The organism is Janthinobacterium longum (assembly GCF_051380735.1).
Classification (GTDB): Bacteria; Pseudomonadota; Gammaproteobacteria; order Burkholderiales; family Burkholderiaceae_D; genus Janthinobacterium.
The window spans coordinates 63,606-86,461 of record NZ_JBNYXQ010000007.1 but is presented as its reverse complement, the minus strand read 5'-3'; the positions used below and the strand labels follow the sequence as shown (position 1 = coordinate 86,461).

General features: G+C 60.7%; 24 protein-coding genes. 8 read left to right on the top strand and 16 right to left on the bottom strand.

Features of this window, described 5'->3' with window-relative positions; genetic code table 11:
• The first annotated feature begins 53 nt into the window (after positions 1 to 53).
• On the top strand, positions 54 to 515 hold the full coding sequence (locus ACQ4WM_RS17910; protein WP_436548008.1) for a DUF2147 domain-containing protein: 462 nt from the start codon (positions 54 to 56) through the stop codon (positions 513 to 515).
• A gap of 52 nt (positions 516 to 567) precedes the next feature.
• Here ACQ4WM_RS17910 and ACQ4WM_RS17905 read toward each other — a convergent pair whose 3' ends face one another.
• From ACQ4WM_RS17905 to tyrS, 10 genes are all read right to left on the bottom strand, one after another.
• On the bottom strand, positions 568 to 1,026 hold the full coding sequence (locus ACQ4WM_RS17905) for a YaiI/YqxD family protein (RefSeq protein ID WP_436548159.1): 459 nt from the start codon (positions 1,024 to 1,026) through the stop codon (positions 568 to 570).
• A gap of 14 nt (positions 1,027 to 1,040) precedes the next feature.
• Entirely contained in the window at positions 1,041 to 2,096 is a 1,056-nt protein-coding gene (gene ruvB / locus ACQ4WM_RS17900; protein ID WP_436548007.1) for a Holliday junction branch migration DNA helicase RuvB, read from the bottom strand.
• 12 nt (positions 2,097 to 2,108) lie between these two features.
• A complete protein-coding gene (gene ruvA, locus ACQ4WM_RS17895) occupies positions 2,109 to 2,687 on the bottom strand; it encodes a Holliday junction branch migration protein RuvA (RefSeq protein WP_436548006.1) in 579 nt (192 codons plus the stop codon).
• Positions 2,688 to 2,729: 42 nt separating this feature from the next.
• Complete coding sequence (gene ruvC / locus ACQ4WM_RS17890; RefSeq protein WP_436548005.1) at positions 2,730 to 3,269, bottom strand: crossover junction endodeoxyribonuclease RuvC; 540 nt, start codon at positions 3,267 to 3,269, stop codon at positions 2,730 to 2,732.
• A 94-nt stretch (positions 3,270 to 3,363) separates the two neighbouring features.
• Positions 3,364 to 4,962 carry a bifunctional phosphoribosylaminoimidazolecarboxamide formyltransferase/IMP cyclohydrolase gene (gene purH / locus ACQ4WM_RS17885; RefSeq protein WP_436548004.1) on the bottom strand — a complete coding sequence of 533 codons (1,599 nt, stop codon included), beginning with the start codon at positions 4,960 to 4,962 and terminating at the stop codon, positions 3,364 to 3,366.
• A gap of 100 nt (positions 4,963 to 5,062) precedes the next feature.
• The gene (locus ACQ4WM_RS17880) at positions 5,063 to 5,296 is read right to left on the bottom strand and encodes a helix-turn-helix domain-containing protein (RefSeq protein ID WP_008445162.1); all 234 of its coding nucleotides are present in this window, start codon (positions 5,294 to 5,296) and stop codon (positions 5,063 to 5,065) included.
• Positions 5,297 to 5,398: 102 nt separating this feature from the next.
• Positions 5,399 to 6,439, bottom strand: coding sequence for a tRNA dihydrouridine synthase DusB (dusB, locus tag ACQ4WM_RS17875; protein WP_436548003.1), 1,041 nt, complete (start codon positions 6,437 to 6,439; stop codon positions 5,399 to 5,401).
• 106 nt (positions 6,440 to 6,545) lie between these two features.
• Positions 6,546 to 7,190 carry a histidine phosphatase family protein gene (locus ACQ4WM_RS17870; protein WP_436548002.1) on the bottom strand — a complete coding sequence of 215 codons (645 nt, stop codon included), beginning with the start codon at positions 7,188 to 7,190 and terminating at the stop codon, positions 6,546 to 6,548.
• 11 nt (positions 7,191 to 7,201) lie between these two features.
• The gene (dtd, locus tag ACQ4WM_RS17865) at positions 7,202 to 7,672 is read right to left on the bottom strand and encodes a D-aminoacyl-tRNA deacylase (RefSeq protein WP_436548001.1); all 471 of its coding nucleotides are present in this window, start codon (positions 7,670 to 7,672) and stop codon (positions 7,202 to 7,204) included.
• Complete coding sequence (tyrS, locus tag ACQ4WM_RS17860; RefSeq protein ID WP_436548000.1) at positions 7,669 to 8,934, bottom strand: tyrosine--tRNA ligase; 1,266 nt, start codon at positions 8,932 to 8,934, stop codon at positions 7,669 to 7,671. The genes dtd and tyrS overlap by 4 nt, the downstream gene beginning before the upstream one ends.
• A gap of 154 nt (positions 8,935 to 9,088) precedes the next feature.
• Between tyrS and ACQ4WM_RS17855 the strand changes: the two genes are divergently transcribed.
• Together ACQ4WM_RS17855 and ACQ4WM_RS17850 are read left to right on the top strand one after the other, a co-directional pair.
• Positions 9,089 to 10,456, top strand: a complete 1,368-nt coding sequence (locus ACQ4WM_RS17855) for a M23 family metallopeptidase (protein WP_436547999.1) — start codon at positions 9,089 to 9,091, stop codon at positions 10,454 to 10,456.
• Between the two features lie 97 nt (positions 10,457 to 10,553).
• Positions 10,554 to 11,645: an anhydro-N-acetylmuramic acid kinase gene (locus ACQ4WM_RS17850; protein WP_436547998.1), complete on the top strand. Its 1,092-nt coding sequence runs from the start codon at positions 10,554 to 10,556 to the stop codon at positions 11,643 to 11,645.
• Positions 11,646 to 11,706: 61 nt separating this feature from the next.
• Here ACQ4WM_RS17850 and erpA read toward each other — a convergent pair whose 3' ends face one another.
• From erpA to rplM, 4 genes are all read right to left on the bottom strand, one after another.
• On the bottom strand, positions 11,707 to 12,069 hold the full coding sequence (gene erpA / locus ACQ4WM_RS17845; protein WP_065308248.1) for an iron-sulfur cluster insertion protein ErpA: 363 nt from the start codon (positions 12,067 to 12,069) through the stop codon (positions 11,707 to 11,709).
• A gap of 124 nt (positions 12,070 to 12,193) precedes the next feature.
• A complete protein-coding gene (gene argC / locus ACQ4WM_RS17840; RefSeq protein WP_436547997.1) occupies positions 12,194 to 13,231 on the bottom strand; it encodes an N-acetyl-gamma-glutamyl-phosphate reductase in 1,038 nt (345 codons plus the stop codon).
• A gap of 169 nt (positions 13,232 to 13,400) precedes the next feature.
• Positions 13,401 to 13,793: a 30S ribosomal protein S9 gene (rpsI, locus tag ACQ4WM_RS17835; protein WP_010393285.1), complete on the bottom strand. Its 393-nt coding sequence runs from the start codon at positions 13,791 to 13,793 to the stop codon at positions 13,401 to 13,403.
• A 9-nt stretch (positions 13,794 to 13,802) separates the two neighbouring features.
• Entirely contained in the window at positions 13,803 to 14,231 is a 429-nt protein-coding gene (gene rplM / locus ACQ4WM_RS17830; protein WP_010393282.1) for a 50S ribosomal protein L13, read from the bottom strand.
• 226 nt (positions 14,232 to 14,457) lie between these two features.
• On the opposite strand from rplM, the gene ACQ4WM_RS17825 reads away from it, so the two are divergent.
• Positions 14,458 to 14,880, top strand: a complete 423-nt coding sequence (locus ACQ4WM_RS17825; RefSeq protein WP_436506149.1) for an OsmC family protein — start codon at positions 14,458 to 14,460, stop codon at positions 14,878 to 14,880.
• Position 14,881: 1 nt separating this feature from the next.
• Here ACQ4WM_RS17825 and coq7 read toward each other — a convergent pair whose 3' ends face one another.
• Entirely contained in the window at positions 14,882 to 15,526 is a 645-nt protein-coding gene (gene coq7 / locus ACQ4WM_RS17820) for a 2-polyprenyl-3-methyl-6-methoxy-1,4-benzoquinone monooxygenase (protein WP_436548158.1), read from the bottom strand.
• Between the two features lie 87 nt (positions 15,527 to 15,613).
• Positions 15,614 to 16,054 carry a hypothetical protein gene (locus tag ACQ4WM_RS17815; RefSeq protein WP_436547996.1) on the bottom strand — a complete coding sequence of 147 codons (441 nt, stop codon included), beginning with the start codon at positions 16,052 to 16,054 and terminating at the stop codon, positions 15,614 to 15,616.
• Between the two features lie 146 nt (positions 16,055 to 16,200).
• Here ACQ4WM_RS17815 and ACQ4WM_RS17810 point away from each other — a divergent pair, with 146 nt between their 5' ends.
• The 4 genes from ACQ4WM_RS17810 (at position 16,201) to ACQ4WM_RS17795 (ending at position 22,852) form a co-directional block, all read left to right on the top strand.
• On the top strand, positions 16,201 to 16,974 hold the full coding sequence (locus ACQ4WM_RS17810) for an ABC transporter ATP-binding protein (RefSeq protein WP_436547995.1): 774 nt from the start codon (positions 16,201 to 16,203) through the stop codon (positions 16,972 to 16,974).
• A gap of 4 nt (positions 16,975 to 16,978) precedes the next feature.
• Positions 16,979 to 18,175 carry an ABC transporter permease gene (locus tag ACQ4WM_RS17805; protein ID WP_436547994.1) on the top strand — a complete coding sequence of 399 codons (1,197 nt, stop codon included), beginning with the start codon at positions 16,979 to 16,981 and terminating at the stop codon, positions 18,173 to 18,175.
• A gap of 196 nt (positions 18,176 to 18,371) precedes the next feature.
• Positions 18,372 to 19,271 carry an ABC transporter ATP-binding protein gene (locus ACQ4WM_RS17800; protein ID WP_436547993.1) on the top strand — a complete coding sequence of 300 codons (900 nt, stop codon included), beginning with the start codon at positions 18,372 to 18,374 and terminating at the stop codon, positions 19,269 to 19,271.
• A gap of 2 nt (positions 19,272 to 19,273) precedes the next feature.
• Complete coding sequence (locus ACQ4WM_RS17795; protein WP_436547992.1) at positions 19,274 to 22,852, top strand: ABC transporter permease/M1 family aminopeptidase; 3,579 nt, start codon at positions 19,274 to 19,276, stop codon at positions 22,850 to 22,852.
• The last annotated feature ends 4 nt before the right edge of the window (positions 22,853 to 22,856 follow it).

The window sequence follows — 22,856 nt, the reverse complement described above, 5'->3', positions numbered from 1 at the left end:
TTGCCTTGGTAAAAAGTTCGCGTAACGTTCAAAAAAACCAATGGAGACTAGCGATGCGTACCTTGTTTACAAACAGCCTCAAAACCACCCTGTTGATGGCCTTGCTTGCCATCGCCGGCGGCGCCAGCGCTGCCAATGACAGCCCCGTGGGCGCCTGGAAAACCATCGACGACGCCACCGGCAAGCCGAAATCCATTGTCCGCATCACCGACAATGGCGGCGTACTGGAAGGAAAAATCGAAAAACTGTTCCGTGCCCCGGAAGAAAACCAGAACCCCACTTGCGACAAATGCACGGGCGCCAGCAAGGACCAGCCGATTATCGGCCTGACCATCCTGACGGGCCTGAAAAAAGACGGCAAGGAGTGGAACGGCGGCGAAATCACAGATCCGGCCACTGGCAAGGTCTACAAGAGCAAGGCCGAGCTGACCGAAGGTGGCGCCAAGCTGCAGGTGCGCGGTTATGTGGGTGTGCCGATGTTTGGTCGTTCGCAGACCTGGGTGCGCGAAGAATAAATCGTTTTTTCCAACAAAAAACCGGCTTGCGCCGGTTTTTTTTCGCCCATGCTCAAGCGGGTTTGCGGTGATATTTCTGCAAATGCCGGTCCAGGCTATTGGCAAAGCTCTGCCGGTCGCCGTGGTTGAACGCGGCCGGGCCACCGGTATCGACGCCGCCGCTGCGCAGCTCTTCCATAAAGGCGCGCATGCTCAGTTGCTGGGCGATATTATCCTGCGTATAGAACTCGCCGCGCGGATTGAGCGCGTAGCCGCCCTTCTTCAGCACGTCGGACGCCAGCGGAATGTCACCCGTCACCACCAGGTCGCCGGGGTTCAGCAGGCGCACGATTTCCTGGTCGGCCACGTCGGCACCCGACGGCACTTGCACCGTGCGGACAAAACGCGACGGCGGCACGCGCAGGCCCTGGTTGGCAACCAGCGTGACGGGCAGCTCCAGCCGGTCGGCAACGCGGTACAAAATCTCCTTGATGACCACCGGGCAGGCGTCGGCATCGACCCAGATCTGCATACCTGGCATGCCCGTTACACCGTCCAAGCTTCACCATTCGGGCTGATGCGCGGCGCGCTGACGCCGAAGTGCAGATAGGCAGCCGGCGTGGCGACACGTCCACGCGGCGTGCGCTGCAGGAATCCCTGTTGAATCAGGTAAGGCTCCAGCACGTCTTCGATGGTGTCGGCCGCTTCGCCGATGGCGGCGGCCAGATTGCCGATGCCGACCGGGCCACCGCCGAACTTGAACAGCACGGCTTCGAGCAGTTTGCGGTCCATCACGTCAAAGCCCACCGAGTCGACATCGAGCATGACCAGCGCACGGTCGGCCACCACCTTGGTGATCTCGCCATTGCTTTTCACCTCGGCAAAGTCGCGCACGCGGCGCAGCAGGCGGTTGGCGATGCGCGGCGTGCCACGTGCGCGCTGGGCGATCTCATGCGCGCCGTCCGGGTCGATTGGCGCCTTGAGCAAGGCCGCGCTGCGCGTGACGATACGGGTCAGCTCGGCAGTGTTATAGAACTCCAGCCGTGCCACGATGCCGAAGCGGTCGCGCAGCGGATTGGTCAGCATGCCGGCACGCGTGGTGGCGCCCACCAGGGTGAACGGCTGCAGGTCGAGTTTCACGGAGCGGGCGGCCGGGCCTTCGCCGATCATGATGTCGATCTGGTAGTCTTCCAGCGCCGGATACAGTATCTCTTCGACCACCGGCGACAGCCGATGAATCTCGTCGATAAACAGCACATCGTTCGCTTCCAGGTTGGTCAGAATGGCCGCCAGGTCACCCGGGCGCTCCAGCACCGGACCCGAGGTCTGCCGCAGGTTGACGCCCATTTCGCGCGCGATAATGTGCGCCAGCGTGGTCTTGCCCAGGCCAGGCGGGCCGAACAGCAAAGTATGGTCGAGCGCTTCCTTGCGCTGGCGTGCGGCGGTAATGAAAATTTCCAGCTGGTCGCGGATCTTTTCCTGGCCCACATATTCATCGAGCTGTTTGGGCCGCAAGGCCCGTTCGATCGCCTCTTCGTTGTGCGAGATCGGCGCCGCATCGATAATGCGCTGTTCCGTGAAGATATCGGTCTGGATACTCATGCCGTGTTCCCGTTAGCCTTTCGACAGCGCTTTGAGCGCCAGTTTGATGCCGTCCGAGACACCGCTGCTGGCCGGCACGTTTTTCACGGCCGCCTGCGCTTCCTTCTCGGAATAGCCCAGCGCGACCAGCGCGTTGAGGATATCGGACTGCGCGTCCGGCGCCGCGTGTGCGCCAAGCGGGCCGAGATCGGCACCGATCTTGCCCTTCAGTTCCAGCAGCAGCCGCTCGGCCGTCTTCTTGCCGATGCCGGGCACTCTGACCAGGCGGCCCGAATCCTGCAGCGTAATCGCCTGCGCCAGGTCGGCAATCGTCATGCCCGACAGGATGGACAAGGCCATGCGCGCACCGACACCGGTGATCTTGATCAGCTGGCGAAACACGGCACGCTCGGCCGCGTTGCCGAAGCCGAACAGCAGATGCGCATCTTCGCGGATCGCCTGGTGCGTAAACAGCACGACTTTTTCACCCACGTGTGGCAGATTGTAAAACGTGCTCATCGGCACATCGACTTCATAGCCGACCCCCTGGCAATCGACCAGCAATTGCGGCGGATTTTTTTCAAGCAGAATACCGGACAGACGGCCTATCATTGCGTGTTCCTCATGTAAATGTGAAGTATGCCCAAGTATGCCTTAGCCGACCAGGCGGCCGCGCTTCATGCGCAGGCCTTGCAACTGCGGCGCCAGCGCACCGATCATGGCCAGCGCATCGACGCTGTTGGCGTGACAAATCGCCACGCCCAGCGCATCGGCCGCATCGCTGCCGGGCAGGCCGGGCAAGCTGAGCAAGCGCGCCACCATCTGCTGCACCTGCTCCTTGGCCGCCTTGCCGTGGCCGGTAACGGCCTGCTTCAGTTGCAGCGCCGTATATTCGGCCACGTCCAGGTCGGCATGAACCAGCGCGCAGATGGCCGCACCGCGCGCCTGGCCCAGCAGCAAGGTCGATTGTGGATTGACGTTGACAAAGACTTTTTCGATGGCCGCGCAGTCGGGCCGGTAGGTGGCGACGATTTCCGACACACCCTGCAGAATGATCTTCAGGCGCGGCGGCAAAGCCCCTTCGGAAGCGGTCTTGATGGTGCCCGAAGCAATATAGCGCAGCTTGCTGCCGTGTTTTTCGATAACCCCGAAGCCAGTAGTGCGCAAGCCAGGATCGATGCCAAGAATAATCATCGCCAGATTCTATAATGAATACGGCAGGCACCGGTGAATAACCGGTGCCTGCCGTTTTACAACTCAGACCCAGCATTTGCCGCTGGGTTAAATATTAATGACGGAAATGACGCGTACCCGTGTACAACATCACGACGCCGCGCTCATCGGCCGCATCGATCACTTCCTGGTCGCGCATCGAGCCGCCCGGATGGATCACGCAGGTGGCACCTGCGTCAACTACCACGTCAAGGCCATCGCGGAACGGGAAAAAGGCATCAGACGCCACCACTGAACCGGCCAGCGACAGGCCGGCGTTCTGCGCCTTGATCGAGGCGATGCGGGCCGAGTCGATGCGGCTCATCTGCCCTGCACCCACACCCAGGGTCATGTTATTGCCACAGAAGACAATGGCGTTCGATTTGACGAATTTTGCCACTTTCCAGGCGAACATCAGATCCGACAGTTGCTGCGGCGTCGGCTTGAGTTTGCTGACCACGCGCAGGTCGCCCATGGCGACGTTTTTCGCATCCGGCGACTGCACCAGCAGGCCGCCACCGACGCGCTTGAAGTCCATCGCGTTCACGCCATTGCCCAGCGGGATCTCCAGCATGCGCACGTTCTGCTTGCTCGACAGGATTTGTTTCGCTTCAGCGGAGAATGATGGGGCGATCAGCACTTCCACGAACAGCTTGGCGATCTCGCTGGCGGTGGCGCCGTCGAGTTCGGTATTGAAGGCGATGATGCCGCCAAACGCTGAAGTCGGGTCCGTCTGCAGCGCGCGCGCGTACGCTTCGGCAGCATTCGCACCGAGCGCCACGCCGCATGGATTGGCATGCTTGACGATCACGCAGGCGGCGCTTTGCTCGAAGCCGCCCAGGCTCTTCACGCATTCCCAGGCCGCGTCGGCGTCGGCGATATTGTTGTACGACAGTTCCTTGCCTTGCAGCTGGCGATAGTTGGCCAGTGCGCCGTCGGTCACCACCAGGTCGCGGTAGAAGGCGGCGCTCTGGTGCGGGTTTTCGCCGTAGCGCATGTCCTGCACTTTTTCAAACGCCACGTTCAGGGTTTGCGGATAAGCACCGCGCTCGGCGTGCACTTTGGTCGGGCCCAGGCTGGTCAGGTAGTTGGTGATGGCACCATCGTATTGCGCCGTGTGGGCAAACACTTTCTTGGCCAGCATGAATCGGGTATCGTAGCTCACTTCGCCAGCTTTGCCCTCAGCCGCACTGTCAGACGCACGCATTTCGGCCAGCACCACTTCGTAATCGCTCGGATCGCAGATAACGATCACGTCCTTGTGGTTCTTGGCCGCCGAACGCAGCATGGTCGGGCCACCGATGTCGATGTTCTCGATCGCGTCTTCCAGGGTGCAATCGGCCTTGGCCACGGTGCCCTGGAAGGGGTACAGGTTGACCACCACCATGTCGATGGTCGGCATGTCGTGTTCAACCAGCTTGGACATATGCTCGGGGAAATCGCGGCGCGCCAGGATGCCGCCGTGTACTTTCGGGTGCAAGGTCTTCACGCGGCCATCGAGCATCTCGGGGAAACCCGTGTAGTCGGCCACTTCCGTGACGGGCACACCGTTATCGGCCAGCAATTTGGCGGTGCCGCCGGTCGACAGCAGGTTGACGCCGAGGGCAGACAGGGCGCGCGCGAAATCGAGGACGCCGGTCTTGTCGGAAACGGAAAGGAGAGCTTGTTTGATCATGGCTGTGGCTAGGTGGTTAAGTGTTCTTGGCGAATGCGCAGTCCGGTGTCAGTACCGGCCTGCGGCGGATTCAAAACTTGGCGTCACTTGCAAGCCGGCGTTACAGCAGACCGTGCTCCTGCAACTTCTTGCGCAAGGTATTGCGGTTAATGCCCAGCATTTGCGCGGCATGCGACTGGTTGCCATCGGCGCGTGTCATCACGACTTCCAGGATGGGCTTTTCGACGGTCAGCACCACCATGTCATAGATATTCGACGCTTGCTGCTCGCCCAGGTCATTGAAATAATCTTCCAGACTTTTCTGAACGACTTCCTGTATGCTTTCTTTGCTCATTTTTTATGCTTGAACCGGCTAATTGATTTATCAAGGCGCTCCCGGGTGCATCACCGTCGCGCAAACGCGCAAGTCTGGTGCAAGCCGGAAAAGCCCTTTTCTTTATACTGCTGCGGCCATTTCGGTCAAACCGCTGTCACTATCTTCGGAGAGGCGGTATTGTAACCGCTCGCCAAACTTCCATTGCGACTCAAAAAATTGATCGACGGCCAGCAACTGCGCGTCCGTCGATTCCAGCAAATTCATTTGCTGGCGGAACTGTTCGCCACCTTCCAGATCTTTCACGTACCAGCCTATATGCTTGCGCGCCGTGCGCACACCGAGAAATTCGCCATAAAACGCGTAATGGGCGCGCAAGTGCTCGTCCATCAGGCCGCGCACTTCGTCCACATACGGCGCCGGCAATAAAGTGCCGGTACGCAAAAAATGGTCGATCTCGCGGCAGATCCATGGCCGGCCCTGCGCCGCACGGCCGATCATGACGGCATCCGCCCCCGTCTGATCGAGCACGTAGCGGGCTTTTTGCGGGCTGGTGATGTCGCCATTGGCCACCACGGGTATGCCTACCGACGCTTTCACGGCGGCAATGGTTTCGTACTCGGCATCGCCCTTGTAACCATCGGCACGCGTGCGGCCATGCAAGGTCAGCATCTGGATGCCGGCCTGCTCGGCGATGCGGGCGATGCGCAAGGCATTCTTGTTTTCGCGGTTCCAGCCGGTGCGAAATTTCAGGGTCACGGGCACGTCGACGGCGTTCACCACCGCATGCAGGATCTTTTCAACCAGGCTTTCGTTTTGCAGCAGGGCCGAACCGCACCAGCTGTTGCAGACCTTTTTCACCGGGCAACCCATATTGATGTCGATGATCTGCGCGCCCCGATCGACATTGAACCTGGCGCAATCGGCCAGGTCCTGTGGATCGGCGCCCGCGATCTGTACCGCTTTTGGCTCCATTTCGCCTTCGTGGTCGGTACGGCGGCTGCTTTTTTCCGTGGCCCACAGGCGCGGATTCGAAGCCGCCATTTCCGATACGGCATAGCCGGCGCCCAGCTGTTTGCACAACTGGCGAAATGGCCGATCCGTCACGCCAGCCATGGGTGCGACGAAAACGTTGTTGCGCAGAATGTGAGGGCCGATTTGCACTGAAGAACCTGGAATGGACGGGGGAACCTGCTATTTTAACCGATACCCTGCCTAATTAATAAGCACTATTTTTCAGGCCCAGTGCGCCAGGGCATCACAGGTGCAACTACCCCAGCTCATCCATCGCGGGCACCGCCAGGTGTTCGATGTTTCCCCAGTGCACCAAATGCAACTTGCCGTCGGCATATGAAAAACGATTCACGCTGGCATTCCTGACCTGGAAATCGCGCGGACTGTCGAGTGTCATGCCGACCGCCTCGCGGTAGGCGCACTCAAGCACGCCGCCGTGGGCGACGATGGCGATGGTCTGGCCATCATAGCGCCGGGCCCAGCGCGCGATGGCCGCATTGGCGCGTGTATAAAACTGGCGAAAACTCTCGGCCTGGCGCTCGCCGGACGGCATCACGGCGTCGATCTGGCGCGCTTGCCACTGCGCATACTCATGCGGGTAATGCGCCGCGATATCGGCATACAGCAATCCTTCGAAGGCGCCATAGCAGCGCTCGCGCAGCAGTTGATCGGTCTGCACCGGCAAATCGTGCAAGTCAGCCACGGCCTGCGCCGTCTGTCGCGCGCGCTGCAGGTCGCTCGACAATACAGCTGCCAGCGGTTCGCCGGCCAGCGCCTGGCCCAGCGCCGCAGCTTGCTGCAGGCCAACGTCGTTCAGGGGAATGTCGATATGACCCTGCAAGCGGCGTTCGGCGTTCCACGGCGTTTCGCCATGGCGTATCAGTAAAATCGTCGTGTTCATCGTATCGATCTTCAGGTGAGTTCTTCAGCGCGGGCCGGTTTTGGATGAACTTGCAGCCAGAACGTGACCGGGCCGTCGTTCGTCAGCGACACCTGCATGTCGGCGCCGAACTGCCCCGTCTGCACGCCGGCGTGGCGCCTGCGCGCCTGCTCCACGAAATGACAGAACAGGCGCAAGCCGTCCTGCGGGCTGGCGGCCGGGGTGAACGACGGTCGCGTGCCGGACTTGGTATCGGCTGCCAGGGTGAACTGCGGCACCAGCAGCAAGCCGCCGGCCACATCGGTCACGCTGCGGTTCATCTTGCCCGCTTCGTCGGCAAAAACGCGGTAGCCCAACAGCTTGGTCAGCAAGGCGTCCGCTTCCTTTGCGGTATCGCCGCGCTCGGCACACACCAGCACCAGCAGGCCGGCGTCGATGGCGCCGATGGTATTGCCATCGACCTCCACGCTGGCCCATGTCACCCGTTGCAGCAGAGCGATCATGCGCTCAGGGTGACGCGCGAAAATTTACGCTTGCCCACCTGCAACACGCATACGCCGGCCTCGACTTTCAAGGTCTTGTCGCTGATCACGGTGCCGTCGATGCGCACGCCGCCCTGGTCGATCATGCGGGCTGCTTCCGAGACCGACGGGCACAAGCCTGTTTGCTTGAGCAGCTGGGTGATCGCCAGCGGCGCGCCGGCCAGCGTCACTTCCGCAATATCGTCCGGGATGCCGCCCTTCGAGCGGTTGACGAAGTCGGCCAGCGCATCCTCGGCCGCCTGCTGCGAGTGGAAACGGGCGACGATCTCTTGCGCCAGCGCCACTTTCGCGTCGCGCGGATTGCGCCCGCCCTCGACTTCGCTCTTCAGTTGCGCCAGTTCGGCGATCGAACGCCACGACAGCAGCTCGTAGTAGCGCCACATCATCACGTCGGAAATGCTCATCAGCTTGGCAAACATGGTGTTGGGCGCTTCCGTGATGCCGATGTAGTTGTTTTTCGACTTGGACATTTTTTCCACGCCGTCCAAGCCTTCCAGCAGCGGCATGGTCAAAATACACTGCTGTTCCTGGCCGTACTGCTTTTGCAGCTCGCGGCCGACCAGCAGGTTGAACTTCTGGTCTGTGCCGCCCAGTTCCAGGTCGGACTTCAGCGCCACCGAGTCGTAACCCTGCATCAGCGGGTACAGGAATTCGTGCACGGAAATCGGCACGCCGCCCTGGAAGCGCTTGGTGAAATCGTCGCGTTCGATCATGCGCGCCACCGTGTAGTGCGAAGCGAGCTGGATAATGCCGCGCGCGCCGAGCGGATCGCACCACTCGGAGTTATAGCGAATTTCGGTTTTGCTGGCGTCGAGCACCAAAGAGGCTTGCGCGAAATACGTCATCGCGTTAATCTCGATCTGTTCGCGCGTCAGCGGCGGGCGCGTGACGTTGCGGCCCGAAGGGTCGCCGATCATGGAAGTGAAGTCGCCGATCAGGAAAATGACTTGATGGCCGAGGTTTTGCAACTGGCGCATCTTGTTCAGCACCACAGTGTGACCCAGGTGCAAGTCCGGTGCGGTCGGGTCCAGGCCCAGCTTGATACGCAGCGGTACACCTGTTTGTTCGGAGCGCGCCAATTTTTGCGCAAATTCGCTTTCGATCAAGAGTTCATCGACGCCACGCTTGGTAATCGCGAGGGCTTCTTGTACTCTGTCCGACAGCACGAGCGGCGTCTGAGCTGGGTTGGCCTTGGCAGGTGATGCGGTGGTGTTGATTTCCATAAATTTTTGCCGTCGATCTCAAAATGGTAGTAGGTTTGCAGAGTTTGTTATAATGTTCGATCCCATCAATCTTGCCGCATGAAAACGAACCAAAATAACAATAAAAAAGAGTAGCAGTTCACGAATCGTTCAAGGGCAAATTTTAACTGATTGCATGAACCCTATACATAAAATCACAAGCTCACGCTTGTACATCCAGCTAGCGACCACTCGCAAAGCACGCATCGTCGGCGCGTCCGCAGTGCTGCTGACCGTGGTCGCCTTTGGCGCCGTGGCGGTCTCTCCGATGGTTCCCGATGCGTCGGACCTGCCGGTCCGTTCGATCGCCGAAAATCTGGAAATGCCTGATCTGTCGTCGCAAATCACCGCGCTGGAAAAGGTAGACCAGAACTTCACCCACGAAGAAAGAGTGCGCCCTGGCGATACGCTGTCCGCCATGCTGATACGCTTGGGCGTCGATGATGCGGCTGCCGCCAATTTCATCAAGACCGACAAGGTCGCGCGCCGCGTGATGATGCTGAAAACGGGCAAGCGCGTGCAAGCGCAAACGACCGAAAACGGCGAACTGAACTGGCTGCGCGCCACTCTCGTCGATGACACCGGCAGCTCGGCCAAGAATATCCTGATCACCCGCAAGGGCGACAAGTTCGTTGCTACTGAAGTGGCCGCGCAACTGGAGCGCCGCGTGGAAATGCATGCGCGCAAGATCACTTCGACCTTGTTTGCCGCCACCGATTCCAGCCTGGACGGCACCCGCCTGCCAGATGCGATCTCCAAGCAGATCGTCGAAATGTTCTCGACCAATATCGATTTCCGTTCCGATGTGAAACGTGGCGACTCGTTCAACGTGGTTTATGAAACTTTCTGGCAAGACGGCGAATTTGTCCGAGCGGGACGCATCCTGGCCGGTGAATTCACCAACCGCGGCAAGACGTTCCAGTCCGTGTGGTTCGAAGACCCGGCCAGCAAGCAAGGCGGCGGTTACTACAGCTTCGACGGCAAGTCCCTCAAAAAAGCCTTCCTCAAATCCCCACTTGAATTCTCGCGTATCTCGTCCGGCTTCTCGATGCGCGTGCATCCGATTTCGGGCAACTGGAAAGCACACAAAGGCATCGATTTCGCGGCCGCCACCGGCACCCCGATCCGCGCTTCGGGCGACGGCGTGGTCGATATGGTCGGTACACAAAACGGCTACGGCAACGTGGTGGTCCTGAAGCACTGGGCCAACTACAGCACTGCCTATGCGCACATGAGCCGCTTCGCTGCGGGCCTGAAAAAAGGCCAGAAAGTCAGCCAGGGCGAGGTTATCGGCTACGTTGGCACGACCGGCTGGTCGACCGGCGCCCACCTGCACTACGAATTCCGCGTAGGCGGCGAGGCGCAAGATCCAACCAAGCTGAACGTGCAGGCACAGGCGCCGCTGACGGCCGCCGAGCTGGCCCGCTTCCGCATGGTGTCGGCCGACATGATGCACCGCTTCACCCTGCTGCGCCCGAACGACACAGCACTCGCTTCGCGCTAAATACCAAGCCCCTGCGGGGATAACGACAAGGCACCGCCCATTCCGATGGCCGGTGCCTTTGTTTTATCGAGCCAGTTTTTAAAGACAAGGAAACAGCATGTTGTATATCGGTCTGATGTCCGGCACCAGCCTCGACGGCGTCGACGGTGCCCTGGTCGACTTTTCACACGATCGCGTGCACAGCCTGGGCGACGCCTATGTGGCCTTCCCCGCCAGTTTGCGCGCCGACCTGATGGCCCTGCAAGCGCCTGGGCACAATGAGATCGAACGCGAGGCGCAAGCTGCCAACGCACTGGCGCGCCACTATGCCGATTGCGTCGGCAGCTTGCTGGCCCAGGCCGACATCGGCCCGGACGCCGTGGCCGCCATCGGCGCGCATGGCCAGACCATCCGCCATCGTCCCGAACTGGGTTTTACGCGCCAGTTGAACAATCCGGCCCTGCTGGCCGAGCTCAGCGGCATTGACGTCATCGCCGACCTGCGCAGCCGCGACGTGGCGGCCGGCGGCCAGGGCGCGCCGCTGGTGCCGGCGTTTCACCAGGCGCTGTTCAATGCGCCGGGCCAGACGCGGGTAGTGGCCAATATTGGCGGCATCAGCAATATCAGCGTACTGCAGGCCGATGGCACGGTGACCGGCTACGATAGCGGACCGGGCAACGCCCTGATGGATGGCTGGATTCTGCGCCACCAGGGCCAGCCATATGACACGAACGGCGCCTGGGCCGCCAGCGGCAAGATCATCCCTGCCCTGCTGGCAGCGTTGCTCAATGAACCGTATTTTGCCCTGCCCGCGCCGAAAAGCACCGGCCGCGACCTGTTCCATGCCGACTGGCTGGCCACCAGGCTGGCCGCCTATCCGGACGCACAGCCGGCCGACGTGCAGGCGACCCTGACACAACTGACGGCCGCCAGCCTGGCGCAGGCGATCTTGCGCGACGGCGCTTTGGCCGACACGGTATATGTGTGTGGTGGTGGCGCCTATAACACCACCCTGATGGCGGCGCTGGCGCGAGAGCTGCCAGGCATGGCAGTGGCGTCGACGCAGGCGCTGGGCGTGGCGCCGAACCAGGTCGAGGCGCTGGCGTTTGCCTGGCTGGCCTGGCGTTTTACGCAAAGAAAACCGGGTAATTTGCCAGCAGTGACGGGGGCGAGGGGACTGCGCGTGCTGGGCGCCCTGTACCCGCACTAAGTGACAGCAGTAACAAAAATAGCGGCTCCGTGGAGCCGCTATCTATTTACCTGCCCGTTTTTTACACCGAGAAGGACGAACCGCAACCGCAGGTCGACGTTGCCGTTGGATTCTTGATCACGAACTGCGCGCCTTCCAGGTCATCCTTGTAGTCGATTTCCGCGCCGACCAGGTACTGGTAGCTCATGGAATCGATCAACAGCTGGACGCCGTTCTTGACCATGGTGGTGTCATCTTCATTGACGATTTCGTCGAAGGTGAAGCCATACTGGAAGCCGGAGCAGCCGCCGCCCTGCACGAACACGCGCAGTTTCAGGTCGGGATTGCCTTCTTCCTCGATCAACTGGGCGACTTTTTCGGCGGCACTATCGGTAAAGACGATGGGCGATGGGATCACATCTTGCATTTCAGCGACAGCATTCATTTCAACCTCCTGAGAAAACATGTATTCATTATAGACTGTTGGCGCAAGTCACGCTGCGGCTGCCTTTTTTTCAGCGGCCACGGCGTTGTTATTGCTCACAGCGCGGGGGCCTGCCCCGCAAGGCTTACGGCAGCAGCGCGATATGCTGCAAGCCAGCCGTTTCCGTCAAGCCAAACATCAGATTCATGCATTGCACGGCCTGGCCCGATGCGCCCTTGACCAGGTTATCCTGTACCACCAGCACGATCACGGTATTGCCGCCTTCAGGACGGTGCAGCGCCAGGCGCAGCATGTTCGAACCGCGCGTGGAACGGGTTTCCGGATGCGAGCCGAACGGCATCACATCGACAAATGCCTCATCCTTGTATTGCTCTTCAAACAAGGCTTGCAGTTCTTCATTGCTGACATCCTTGTTCAGCTGCGCGTACAGGGTCGAATGCATGCCGCGTATCATCGGCACCAGGTGCGGCGTAAACGTCAGCGCGACTTTTTCGTCAGTGAAACGCTGCAGCTGGGCCGTGGTTTCCGGCAGGTGGCGGTGGCCAGCCACGCCATAGGCCTTGAAGCTGTCGCTGCTTTCCGAGAACAAAATACCGATTTCCGCCTTGCGGCCGGCGCCGGACACGCCCGACTTGCAGTCGGCGATCAGGCTGCCGGCGTTGACCAGGCCGGCTTTCAGCAGCGGGTAGAAGCCCAGCTGCATGGTGGTCGGATAGCAACCCGGGTTGGCAATCAGCTTCGCCTGCTTGATATCTTCGCGATTCAGTTCCGGCAAGCCATACACGGCCTGTTCGATCAGCTCGGGGGCGGTATGGGGAATCTTGTACCATTGTTCGAACTTGGCCTGGTCTTTCAGGCGGAAGTCGGCGGCCAGGTCGATCACTTTCACGCCGGCAGCGAGCAAAGCCGGTGCCTGCGCCATCGCCACGCCGTGCGGGGTGGCGAAGAACACCACATCGCATTGCTCCAGATTAGCCTTGTCGGGCGAGGAAAACGCCAGTTTCACATGGCCGCGCAGCGAAGGATACATGTCGGCCACCGGCAGGCCGTCTTCCTTGCGCGACGTGATCGCCGTCAACTCGACGTCCGGGTGGGTTGCCAGCAGGCGCAGCAATTCCACGCCAGTGTAGCCAGTGCCGCCGACGATGCCAACTTTGATCATGTTTTTTCCTTGTGTAAATTATTCAGATAAATCAGGGAGATACCGCAAGCCTGCGCGGTTTTGCGCGTATTTTACAGTGCAATGGCGCAGCACGTTGAAATGCAAAAAGCCGCCTGCCCGAGGGCCTGCGGCTTTTGAGACAGCGCCCGAAAGCGCTGCAGCGTAGAAATTAACGCTTCGAGAATTGTTTTGCGCGACGTGCTTTGCGCAGACCAACTTTTTTACGCTCGACTTCACGTGCATCGCGGGTCACGAAGCCGGCTTTCGCCAGTTCCGGTTTCAACGCTGCATCGTAGTCGATCAGAGCGCGGGTGATGCCGTGACGAACTGCACCAGCCTGGCCCGACTCACCGCCGCCATGGACGTTGACTTTGATGTCGAAACGCTCGACATTGCCGGTCAGTTCCAGTGGTTGACGGATAACCATCAGGCCGGTTTCGCGCGAGAAGTACTCGTTTGCCGGTTTGCCGTTAACAACGATCAAGCCTGTGCCAACTTTGATAAAAACGCGAGCCACTGCACTCTTGCGACGGCCGGTTCCATAATTGTAATTACCGATCATGTCAGTTCCTTAGAGAACAAGTGCTTTAGGTTGCTGAGCTGCGTGCGGATGGGAACCTTCCGCGTACACTTTCAGCTTCTTGATCATTGCGTAGCCGAGTGGGCCTTTAGGCAGCATGCCTTTGACCGCTTTCTCAAGCGCGCGACCTGGAAAACGCTGTTGCATTTTCTGGAAGTTGGTTTCGTAGATGCCGCCTGGATAGCCAGAGTGACGGTAGTAAATTTTCTCAGTAGCTTTGGTACCGGTCACACGCAGTTTGCCTGCGTTGATGACGACGATAAAGTCGCCGGTATCGACGTGAGGAGTAAATTCTGGTTTGTGTTTGCCGCGCAGTCGGAGTGCCACTTCGCTGGCAACACGTCCGAGGACTTTGTCCGTCGCGTCAACCACGAACCAATCGCGCTGGACTTCATGTCCTTTAGCGGAAAATGTTTTCATGTTGACTTCCTAGTAGATTACACGCTCAAATGGTGGTTCCGCCTGTGTACTTGCGCGGACTCTGCCTTATTTACTTTTCCTGAGCGAACGGAAAGCCGACAAGTATAAGCGGCTTTGGCCTGCCGGGTCAAGCTGCAATCACGGCCTGTTGCGCCGCTGCGGGCCGGACATGGGCAGTGCTTCCTCCATTACAATACAAAACGCCTACAATTTTCGGAGAAGTACGATGGAATGCAAAGTTAGCTGGAATGGCCCGTCGGGCATGAGTTTTCGGGCCGAAACCGGCTCCGGCCACCTGGTGACGATGGATGGCGCACCGGACGGCGGCGGCCACAACCTGGCGCCGCGGCCGATGGAGATGGTCTTGCTGGGTACGGGCGGCTGCACCGCCTATGACGTGGTGCTGATCCTGAAACGTGGCCGCGAAGCGGTCAGTGGCTGCGAAGTGACGCTCAAGGCCGACCGCGCCGAAACCGACCCGAAAGTATTTACCAAGATACACTTCCACTTCACCGTCCGTGGCAAGGCCTTGAAGCCGACCGCCGTGGAACGCGCCGTGGCGCTGTCGCACGATAAATATTGCTCGGCATCGATCATGCTGGCAAAAACAGCGGAAATTACGCACTCGTTCGAGATCATCGAAGAGTAACTTATACGTAATACGCCGTTTTCGTCATCACTTTCCCCATCAGCCCCATCAAGGCTTTCACCGGCGCCGGGGTGTCGGTGGCACCGAGGCGCTGGGCGGCGGCGCCGTGTTCGATCTCGTCAAGTTGCATCTGGCGCACGATGGCGCGCGATTTGGCGTCCTGCGGCGGCAACTCGCCCAAATGGCTTTGCAGGTGGGCTTCCACCTGTTTTTCCGTTTCCACCACAAACCCCAGGCTGGGTCCGTCGCCCATGCGCGCGGCCAGGGTGCCCAGCGCAAACGAGCCGGCATACCACAGGGGATTGAGCAGGCTCAGGCGCGAGCCCAGTTCATGCACGCGCTGCGCTGTCCAGGCCAGATGATCTTCCTCTTCGCGGCCCGCTTCGCCGAACTGTGCGCGCACCGCCGGGCTGTGCGCATGGCGCGCTTGCGAGTTGTACAAGGCTTGCGCGCATACTTCGCCCACATGATTGACCCGCATCAGGCCGGCGCTGTGGCGCTGTTCGGCCGCGCTCAGGGTGGCGTCGGGCGACTGCGCGGCCGGTGTCGGGCGCGAAGCCGAGGCCACGCCGGCGATCACGCGCAAGGCCTTGTCGACATCGACAATCAAGCGATCCAGGGGGTTGAAATAGCGGTGTGCGGTCATCGTCACGGAACTCATGTCTAGGGTAAAACATGATTATAGGACGATCGCGGCAAGCCGTCCCGGCCCTGTCCACAGGCGGACCCGGCTTTATTGGCTTGCTTGACCTGTGCGCGCTTTTTCCTTTTCGATCCAGTCCACCACAGGGCCGACCGCATCGAGGCCCGACAGGCTTTTTGCCACGCCCAGGTTCAGTGAAATCAGGAAGAACATGCTGTCGATGGGAATATCGGGGCAATGGGCGGCGAAGGCGGCCAGGAAACGCGGCGACTCGAGCACGCGCAGCACTTTTTCACCGCTCATGAATTGCAATACGCTGGCAATACTGTGGCCACCACCGAGCGTGTGGTAAATGAAACGGTTGTATTTGGCATCGATCTTCTTGAAATCGAGCTCTTCCTGCGTCATCAGGCCGGCCAGGTAATACAGTCCAAGGCTGACGCGAAAGAAGCCGATGGCTTCCGCGCTGGTCATGCCGGCGCGCGCCACGGCCAGCACTTTCTGCTGCATCGCCTCGTCTATGTTTCTCATTAAACTCCCCCTGCACCGCCAAGCAGCGCCCATCGGCGCAGCTTGCATGAAGATGCGGCCTTTTTCAATAGCTGTTCACTATTTCCTTCTTGCAAGTTACTTTTTTTACATGCTACCCTGAAGTTCCCACCATAATGGATGCGCCCATGATAGAGGTAAAGCACCTGGCCAAGCGTTTTCGCATGGCGCCACACAAAAGCACGGCGGCTCCCGATCCGCGCGACCACGACGGCTGGTTTCACGCCGTGCGCGACGTCAGTTTCAGCTGCGCTCCCGGCGAAGTGCTGGGCTTGCTGGGGCCGAATGGCGCCGGCAAGACCACCACCTTGCGCCTGTTGTCGACCGCGCTGCAGGCCGATGCGGGCAGCGCATTCGTCAATGGCGTCGATGTTTTGCAGCAACCACTGGTAGCACGCCAGAGCATCGGCTTCCTGTCCGGCTCGACGGGCCTGTATGGCCGCCTGACGGCACGCGAGAACGTGGAATACTTCGGCCGCCTGCACGGCATGCCGGCCGACAAACTCAGGCAGCGCTGCGATGAACTGTTCGCCCTGCTGCAGATGGAACACTACGGCAACAAGCGCGCCGACCAGCTGTCGACCGGCATGAAGCAGAAATGTGCGATCGCGCGCACGGTGGTGCATGCGCCACAGGTGGTGATCCTCGACGAGCCGACCAGTGGCCTGGACGTGATGTCGGCCAAGATCCTGCTGGACTTTATTGCCAGCTACAAGGCGCTGCGCGTGCCGCTGATTTTTTCCACCCACCATCTGCACGAGGTGGAAAAGCTGTGCGACCGTGTCTGCATCATCAACCATGGCACGACCGCCTTCAACGGCACGGTGGACGAGTTGCGCCACCTGGGCGGCAGTGCGGATCTGTACGACGCCTTTGTCGGCGTCATCAACCGGGGAGCCTGAACACATGTGGACCATTTACCTGAAGGAATTGCTGGAACTCACGCGTGACCGCAAGACCCTGATCTTCACCATCCTGATTCCGATCTTCGCCATGCCGTTGATCTTTGGCGGCTTCGCTTATGTGTCAAACAATATGTTCAAGAACGCCAAGTCGGCCGAATTGCGCTACGCCCTGTTCGGCCAGCAGCACGCACCGGCACTGAGCGCGCGTTTTGGCCAGCAAGGCAATTTGCGCCTGGTGCCCCTGAAGGACGAAAGCGAGATCCGCCAGGCCATCGCGGATGAGCGCATCAAGTTCGCGGTGGTGATCCCGCCGCAGTTTGATGCCGCCCTGCAGCGGCAACAGCAAGCGAGCGTCACCTTGCACTACAACAGCGCCAGCACGGTCGACGTGACGCAGCAGCGCGTGCGCGAAGTGATCGACGACTACAACACCAGCTTGCGCCAGCAGGCGCTGTCGGCCCTGAACCTGAGTGCCGACCAGCTGACGTTTGCCCTGGCGCCGGTGCTGCTGGAGAAAAAATCCACCGCCGACCAGCGCGAACAGATGGGCGCAATCATCGGCGGCATGCTGCCTTACCTGCTGCTGATGGTGTGCCTGACGGCCGCCATGTATCCGGCCATCGACATGGGCGCCGGCGAAAAGGAACGGGGCACGCTGGAAACCTTGCTGCTGGCACCGGTGCCGCGCGGCGCCATCGTGCTGGCCAAGTTCCTGGTCCTGTTTACGGTCGGCATGACCTCGGCCGTGCTGATGGTGGGCAGCATGGGCGTGCTGCTGACCGTATTCGGCGGCTCTCTCGAAGGCAATCTTTCCATGATGGTACGCAGCATTACCTTGCCCGACCTGGCGATGATCACCCTGATGCTGGTGCCAACGGCCGCCATCTTCGCCTCGCTGCTGCTGTCGATCTCGATCTACGCCAAGAGCTACAAGGAAGCGGCCGGCATGATCACGCCGCTGATGCTGCTGACCATTTTGCCCATCGTGGTGGCCATGTTGCCTGGCGTGACCCTGAACTGGATGTGGGCAATGGTGCCGCTGACCAATGTCTCGCTGGCCATGAAGGAGCTGGTCAAGGGCACCATGGACTACAGCATGTTCGGCGTGATCCTGGCTTCGACCACGGTGATTGCCGGCGCCCTGCTGCTGCTGTGCCGCTGGTGGTTCAAGCGCGAAGCGGTGCTGTTCCGTAACTGATCGCTTGCGGCGCGCGCCGGCACGGCGGCGCCGCCATTCCACCGCGCCAATTGCACTCTGGGCACGCGAAAATACCGTACATCGCAAGCAACTGCCCAGCACGTCCTTTATTCAATACAATGCCATCATGGAAAAGCCCCGGATCGCCTGCCAGGCGCCGGGTGCCGCACGTCTAACAGCATGAGCAAGGAATTGTATGGAATTGCAGATTCGTCACTTGTCGAAGACCTACGCCAACGGCGTCGTGGCGCTGGACGATATTTCGCTGGCGATCCCACCCGGCATGTTCGGCTTGCTGGGCCCTAACGGCGCCGGCAAGTCGACCTTGATGCGCACCCTGGCAACTTTGCAGGAATGCGATTCCGGCTCGGTCTTCTTTGGCGACTACGACGTGCTCGACGACAAGGACGAGATCCGCCGCATGCTCGGCTATCTGCCGCAGGACTTCGGCCTGTATCCGAAAGTGACCGCCTACGAACTGCTCGACCATTTCGCCAATTTGAAAGGCCTGTCGCAGCGCGCACGCCGGCGCGAAGTGGTCGATGGCCTGCTGCAGCAAACCAATCTGTTCGATGTGCGCCACCAGCGCCTGGGCACGTTTTCGGGCGGCATGCGCCAGCGCTTCGGCATCGCGCAGGCGCTGCTGGGCGACCCGAAACTGATCATCGTCGACGAACCGACGGCCGGCCTCGATCCGCAGGAACGGGTGCGTTTCCACAACCTGCTGTCGGACATCGGCGAAGACAAGACCGTCATTTTATCGACCCATATCGTGTCCGACGTGGCCGACCTGTGCGCCAACATGGCCATTATCAACAAGGGCCATGTGCTGTTGTGCGGCAAGACGCAGGAATTGATCGACGCTGTCAGCTGCAAGATCTGGGCGCGTTTCGTCGACAAGAAGGAACTGGCCAGCTTCCAGCAGCGCCACGCTGTGATATCGACCCGGCTGCTGTCGGGCCGCACCCTGATCCATGTCTACAGCGATATGGACCCGGGCGACGGTTTCGAGGAAGCCATCGGCGACCTGGAAGACCTGTATTTCGCCACCATCGCCGGCCGCCACCGCGTCGCCCCCGGCTGCGGCGAGGAGTAAGCATGTTTGCGATTGCCTTCTTTGAAGCACGACAGCGTTTCAAGCTGCTGTCCACCTGGGTGTATTTCGCCATGTTCCTGGCGCTGTCCATGCTGTGGATGGCCGCCTCGGGCGGCGCCTTCAAGGAAATCTCGATCAGCATGGGCGGCCGCTTCCTGATCAATGCGCCCCGTTCGCTGGCCTTGAGCTGCGCCGTGCTGGGCTGCTTCGGCGCGGTGGTGGTGGCCGCCATGATGGGCCGCTCGGTGCAGCAGGATGTCGAATACGGCATGCAGCATTTCTTCTTCAGCGCACCGATCCGCAAATACGAGTACGTGTTCGGCCGCTTTCTGGGCGCCATGCTGGTGCTGGCAGTGGTGTTTGCCAGCATTATCCTCGGTGCCTGGCTGGGCAGCTGGTTGCCCGGCATCGATCCCGAACGGCTGGGGCCGCAGCGCCTGCTGGCCTATCTGATGCCGTATGTATTTACCCTGCTGCCCAACCTGTTCATCTTCGGCGCGATCTTTTTCGTGATTGCCGCGCTGACGCGGCGCATGTTGCCGGTGTACATCAGCTCGGTGGTGATGCTGATCGGCTATCTGGTGGCGCCATCGCTGGCGCGCGACCTGGACTTCAAGACGGTGGCTGCGCTGATCGACCCGTTCGGTACCACGGCGCTGATCAATCTGACCGAATACTGGCCCAATGCCGAACGCAACACGCGCCTGATCACGCTGGAAGGCGTGTACCTGGTCAACCGCGCCATCTGGTGCGGCCTGGCGCTGCTGGCCTTGCTGCTGGGCTACTGGCGCTTTCACTTCCAAGCCGCGCCCGACAGCGGCTCGGCCAGGCGCCAGGGCGACGCCACGCCGCCCACACGCCTGTCGAACAGCGCCCTCGATACGCATGAGGCACCCGATTTTGCCCGCCGCAGCCTGGCCGCCCTGCTGCTGCAGATGAGCTGGCTGAACCTGCGCGAAACCATCAAGAACATCTATTTTGTCGTCATCGTACTGGCTGGCGTGCTGGTGATGTATGCGGGCGCGCTGGACATGGGTTCGATCTACGGCACCAATACCTACCCGGTGACGGAAAAAGTGCTCGATGTCGTCAGCGGCTCCTTCGTCCCGTTCATGCTGGTGATCACCACCTTCTATGCGGGCGAACTGGTATGGCGCGAGCGCGAAAACGGCTTGCAACTGATGCTCGACGCCCTGCCCGTGCCGAACTGGCTGCCGCTGCTGTCGAAACTGTTTGCGCTGATCGGACTGCAGGCATTGCTGAGCCTGGTGATCATGTTGTGCGGCATGTCGATCCAGATCGTCAGGGGCTATTACCGCCTTGATCCCGGCCTGTACTTTGAAGCACTGTTTCTGACCCAGCTGCCCGGCTATGCCCTGATGGCCGTGCTGGCGATTTTCCTGCAAGTGCTGATCAACCAGCGCTACCTGGCCTACTTTGCCATGATCGTGTATTACGGCGCGACCCTGACCCTGGCCTCGCTGGACCTGAGCAATCCGCTGCTGCTGTATGGCAGTACGCCCGGCTTTATTTACTCGGCCATGAACGGCGCCGGCCACTATTTGCTGCGCGAACGCTGGTACTTGCTGTACTGGAGCGGCGCGGCCGTGATGCTGACCGTGCTGGCCCTGCTGTTCTGGCCGCGCGGCGCGCACGACAGCTGGCGCATCCGCCTGCGCCTGGCACGCCATGCCCTGAGCCAGCCGGTGCTGGCCAGCTTCGCTGCCGGCCTGGCCATATTCCTGATGTCCGGCGCCACCCTGTTCTACACCTTCCATATCGCCAACGACTACAAGTCCGGCTATGCGCGCGAAGCGGACCGCGCCAGCTTCGAGCGCCAGTACCGCAAGCTGGCGGCCACGCCGCAGCCGCGTGTCGCCGACGTCAGGCTCGACGTGGCCATCTACCCGGCCCAGCGCACCCTGAAGGTGAAGGGGCGCTATCTGCTGGAAAACCGCACTGCCCTGCCGATCAGCCAGATTTTCATCCAGCAGGACCCGACCGCCAGCATGCGGCTGCGCTTCGATACGCGCGTCCATCCGGGACTGGACGATACGCGCCTGGGTTTTTACAGCTACCGCCTGGCCGCGCCGCTGTTACCAGGCGCCACCCTGGGCCTCGATTTCGACGTCGATTACGCGCCGCGCGGCGTGCTGGGCCTGGGCCAGGATACGCCGGTGCTGGCCAACGGCACCTTCTTTACCAATGCCGTGCTGCCCCATGTCGGCTACCAGCCACAGCTGGAACTGAGCGACCCGCGCGACCGCAAGCGCCACGGCTTGCCGCCACGCGCGCCTGCGCCGGCACGCGACGATGCGCGCGGCCTGGCCGACAGCCAGGTCGGCAACGACGCCGACCGCATCAACTTTGAAGCAACCGTCAGCACCGTCGACGGCCAGACGGCGATCGCGCCCGGCATGCTGGACAACGACTGGATAGACAAGGGCCGCCATTATTTCCATTACAAGATGGACCAGCCCATCCTTAACTTTTATTCCATCCAGTCGGCCCGCTACGCCGTCCGGCACGAACGCTGGCAGGACGTGGCCATCGATGTGTATTACCAGCCGGGCCACGAAGTCAATCTGGACCGCTTCGTACGCGGCAGCAAGGAAGCGCTCGAGTACTACACCAAAAGCTTCGGCCCCTACCAGCACAAGATCGTGCGCATCGTCGAGTTTCCGCGCTATGCAACCTATGCGCAGTCGTTTCCGGGCACCATACCGTTTTCCGAAGGCCTGGGCTTTGTCGCCAGGGTCGACGACAAGAACCCGAAAGATCTCGACTACCCGTTCTACGTCACCGCGCATGAAGTGGCGCACCAGTGGTGGGGCCACCAGCTGGTGGCAGGCAACACCCGCGGCGCGAGCGTGCTGAGCGAAACCCTGGCCGAATATTCTGCCTTGATGGTGATGAAAAAAACCTTTGGACCGAACAAGATGCGGCGCTTCCTGCGCTACGACCTGAACCGTTACCTGATGGGCCGCGCGGAAGAGCGCAACCGCGAGCTGCCGCTGGCCGACAATGAGCGGCAGGATTACATTCACTACCACAAGGGCGCGCTGGCCATGTATCTACTGCAGGACATCGTCGGCGAAGACAAGATCAACGGCGTGCTACGCGAACTGCTGCAACAGCCTCACCGCCAGGGTCCGCCGTACGCCAGCGTGACGGCGCTGATCGACGGCTTGCGCAAGGTCACACCGCCGGAACAGGCGTATCTGATCGATGACCTGTTCGAGAAAATCGTGCTGTTTGATAACCGTGCGCTGGCGGCGACGGCGCGCAAGCTGCCGGACGGAAAATACGAGGTCAGCATCAAGGTGCAGGCCGGCAAGCTGCAGGCAGGCGAACAGGGAGAAGAGCAGGAAGCGCCGCTGCGCGACCTGATCGAGATCGGCGTGGACGACAAGGATGGCAATGCGCTGCTGCGCGAACGCAAGCTGATGAACAGCAAGCAGGCCAGCTACACGGTGGTGGTGGCCAGCCTGCCAGCCAGGGCCGGCATCGATCCCGATAACAAGCTGATCGACCGCAAGCCAGACGACAATATGATCGCGGTCGATATCAGCGCACGCTAATGCC

What these genes read in the sequence shown, in the direction of transcription:
- ACQ4WM_RS17910 (WP_436548008.1), top strand. Translation starts at nt 54, where the DNA reads ATGCGTACCTTGTTTACAAACAGCCTCAAAACCACCCTGTTGATGGCC.
- ACQ4WM_RS17905 (WP_436548159.1), bottom strand. Translation starts at nt 1,026, where the DNA reads ATGCAGATCTGGGTCGATGCCGACGCCTGCCCGGTGGTCATCAAGGAG.
- ruvB (WP_436548007.1), bottom strand. Translation starts at nt 2,096, where the DNA reads ATGAGTATCCAGACCGATATCTTCACGGAACAGCGCATTATCGATGCG.
- ruvA (WP_436548006.1), bottom strand. Translation starts at nt 2,687, where the DNA reads ATGATAGGCCGTCTGTCCGGTATTCTGCTTGAAAAAAATCCGCCGCAA.
- ruvC (WP_436548005.1), bottom strand. Translation starts at nt 3,269, where the DNA reads ATGATTATTCTTGGCATCGATCCTGGCTTGCGCACTACTGGCTTCGGG.
- purH (WP_436548004.1), bottom strand. Translation starts at nt 4,962, where the DNA reads ATGATCAAACAAGCTCTCCTTTCCGTTTCCGACAAGACCGGCGTCCTC.
- ACQ4WM_RS17880 (WP_008445162.1), bottom strand. Translation starts at nt 5,296, where the DNA reads ATGAGCAAAGAAAGCATACAGGAAGTCGTTCAGAAAAGTCTGGAAGAT.
- ACQ4WM_RS17870 (WP_436548002.1), bottom strand. Translation starts at nt 7,190, where the DNA reads ATGAACACGACGATTTTACTGATACGCCATGGCGAAACGCCGTGGAAC.
- dtd (WP_436548001.1), bottom strand. Translation starts at nt 7,672, where the DNA reads ATGATCGCTCTGCTGCAACGGGTGACATGGGCCAGCGTGGAGGTCGAT.
- tyrS (WP_436548000.1), bottom strand. Translation starts at nt 8,934, where the DNA reads ATGGAAATCAACACCACCGCATCACCTGCCAAGGCCAACCCAGCTCAG.
- ACQ4WM_RS17855 (WP_436547999.1), top strand. Translation starts at nt 9,089, where the DNA reads ATGAACCCTATACATAAAATCACAAGCTCACGCTTGTACATCCAGCTA.
- ACQ4WM_RS17850 (WP_436547998.1), top strand. Translation starts at nt 10,554, where the DNA reads ATGTTGTATATCGGTCTGATGTCCGGCACCAGCCTCGACGGCGTCGAC.
- erpA (WP_065308248.1), bottom strand. Translation starts at nt 12,069, where the DNA reads ATGAATGCTGTCGCTGAAATGCAAGATGTGATCCCATCGCCCATCGTC.
- argC (WP_436547997.1), bottom strand. Translation starts at nt 13,231, where the DNA reads ATGATCAAAGTTGGCATCGTCGGCGGCACTGGCTACACTGGCGTGGAA.
- rpsI (WP_010393285.1), bottom strand. Translation starts at nt 13,793, where the DNA reads ATGATCGGTAATTACAATTATGGAACCGGCCGTCGCAAGAGTGCAGTG.
- rplM (WP_010393282.1), bottom strand. Translation starts at nt 14,231, where the DNA reads ATGAAAACATTTTCCGCTAAAGGACATGAAGTCCAGCGCGATTGGTTC.
- ACQ4WM_RS17825 (WP_436506149.1), top strand. Translation starts at nt 14,458, where the DNA reads ATGGAATGCAAAGTTAGCTGGAATGGCCCGTCGGGCATGAGTTTTCGG.
- coq7 (WP_436548158.1), bottom strand. Translation starts at nt 15,526, where the DNA reads ATGACCGCACACCGCTATTTCAACCCCCTGGATCGCTTGATTGTCGAT.
- ACQ4WM_RS17815 (WP_436547996.1), bottom strand. Translation starts at nt 16,054, where the DNA reads ATGAGAAACATAGACGAGGCGATGCAGCAGAAAGTGCTGGCCGTGGCG.
- ACQ4WM_RS17810 (WP_436547995.1), top strand. Translation starts at nt 16,201, where the DNA reads ATGATAGAGGTAAAGCACCTGGCCAAGCGTTTTCGCATGGCGCCACAC.
- ACQ4WM_RS17805 (WP_436547994.1), top strand. Translation starts at nt 16,979, where the DNA reads ATGTGGACCATTTACCTGAAGGAATTGCTGGAACTCACGCGTGACCGC.
- ACQ4WM_RS17800 (WP_436547993.1), top strand. Translation starts at nt 18,372, where the DNA reads ATGGAATTGCAGATTCGTCACTTGTCGAAGACCTACGCCAACGGCGTC.
- ACQ4WM_RS17795 (WP_436547992.1), top strand. Translation starts at nt 19,274, where the DNA reads ATGTTTGCGATTGCCTTCTTTGAAGCACGACAGCGTTTCAAGCTGCTG.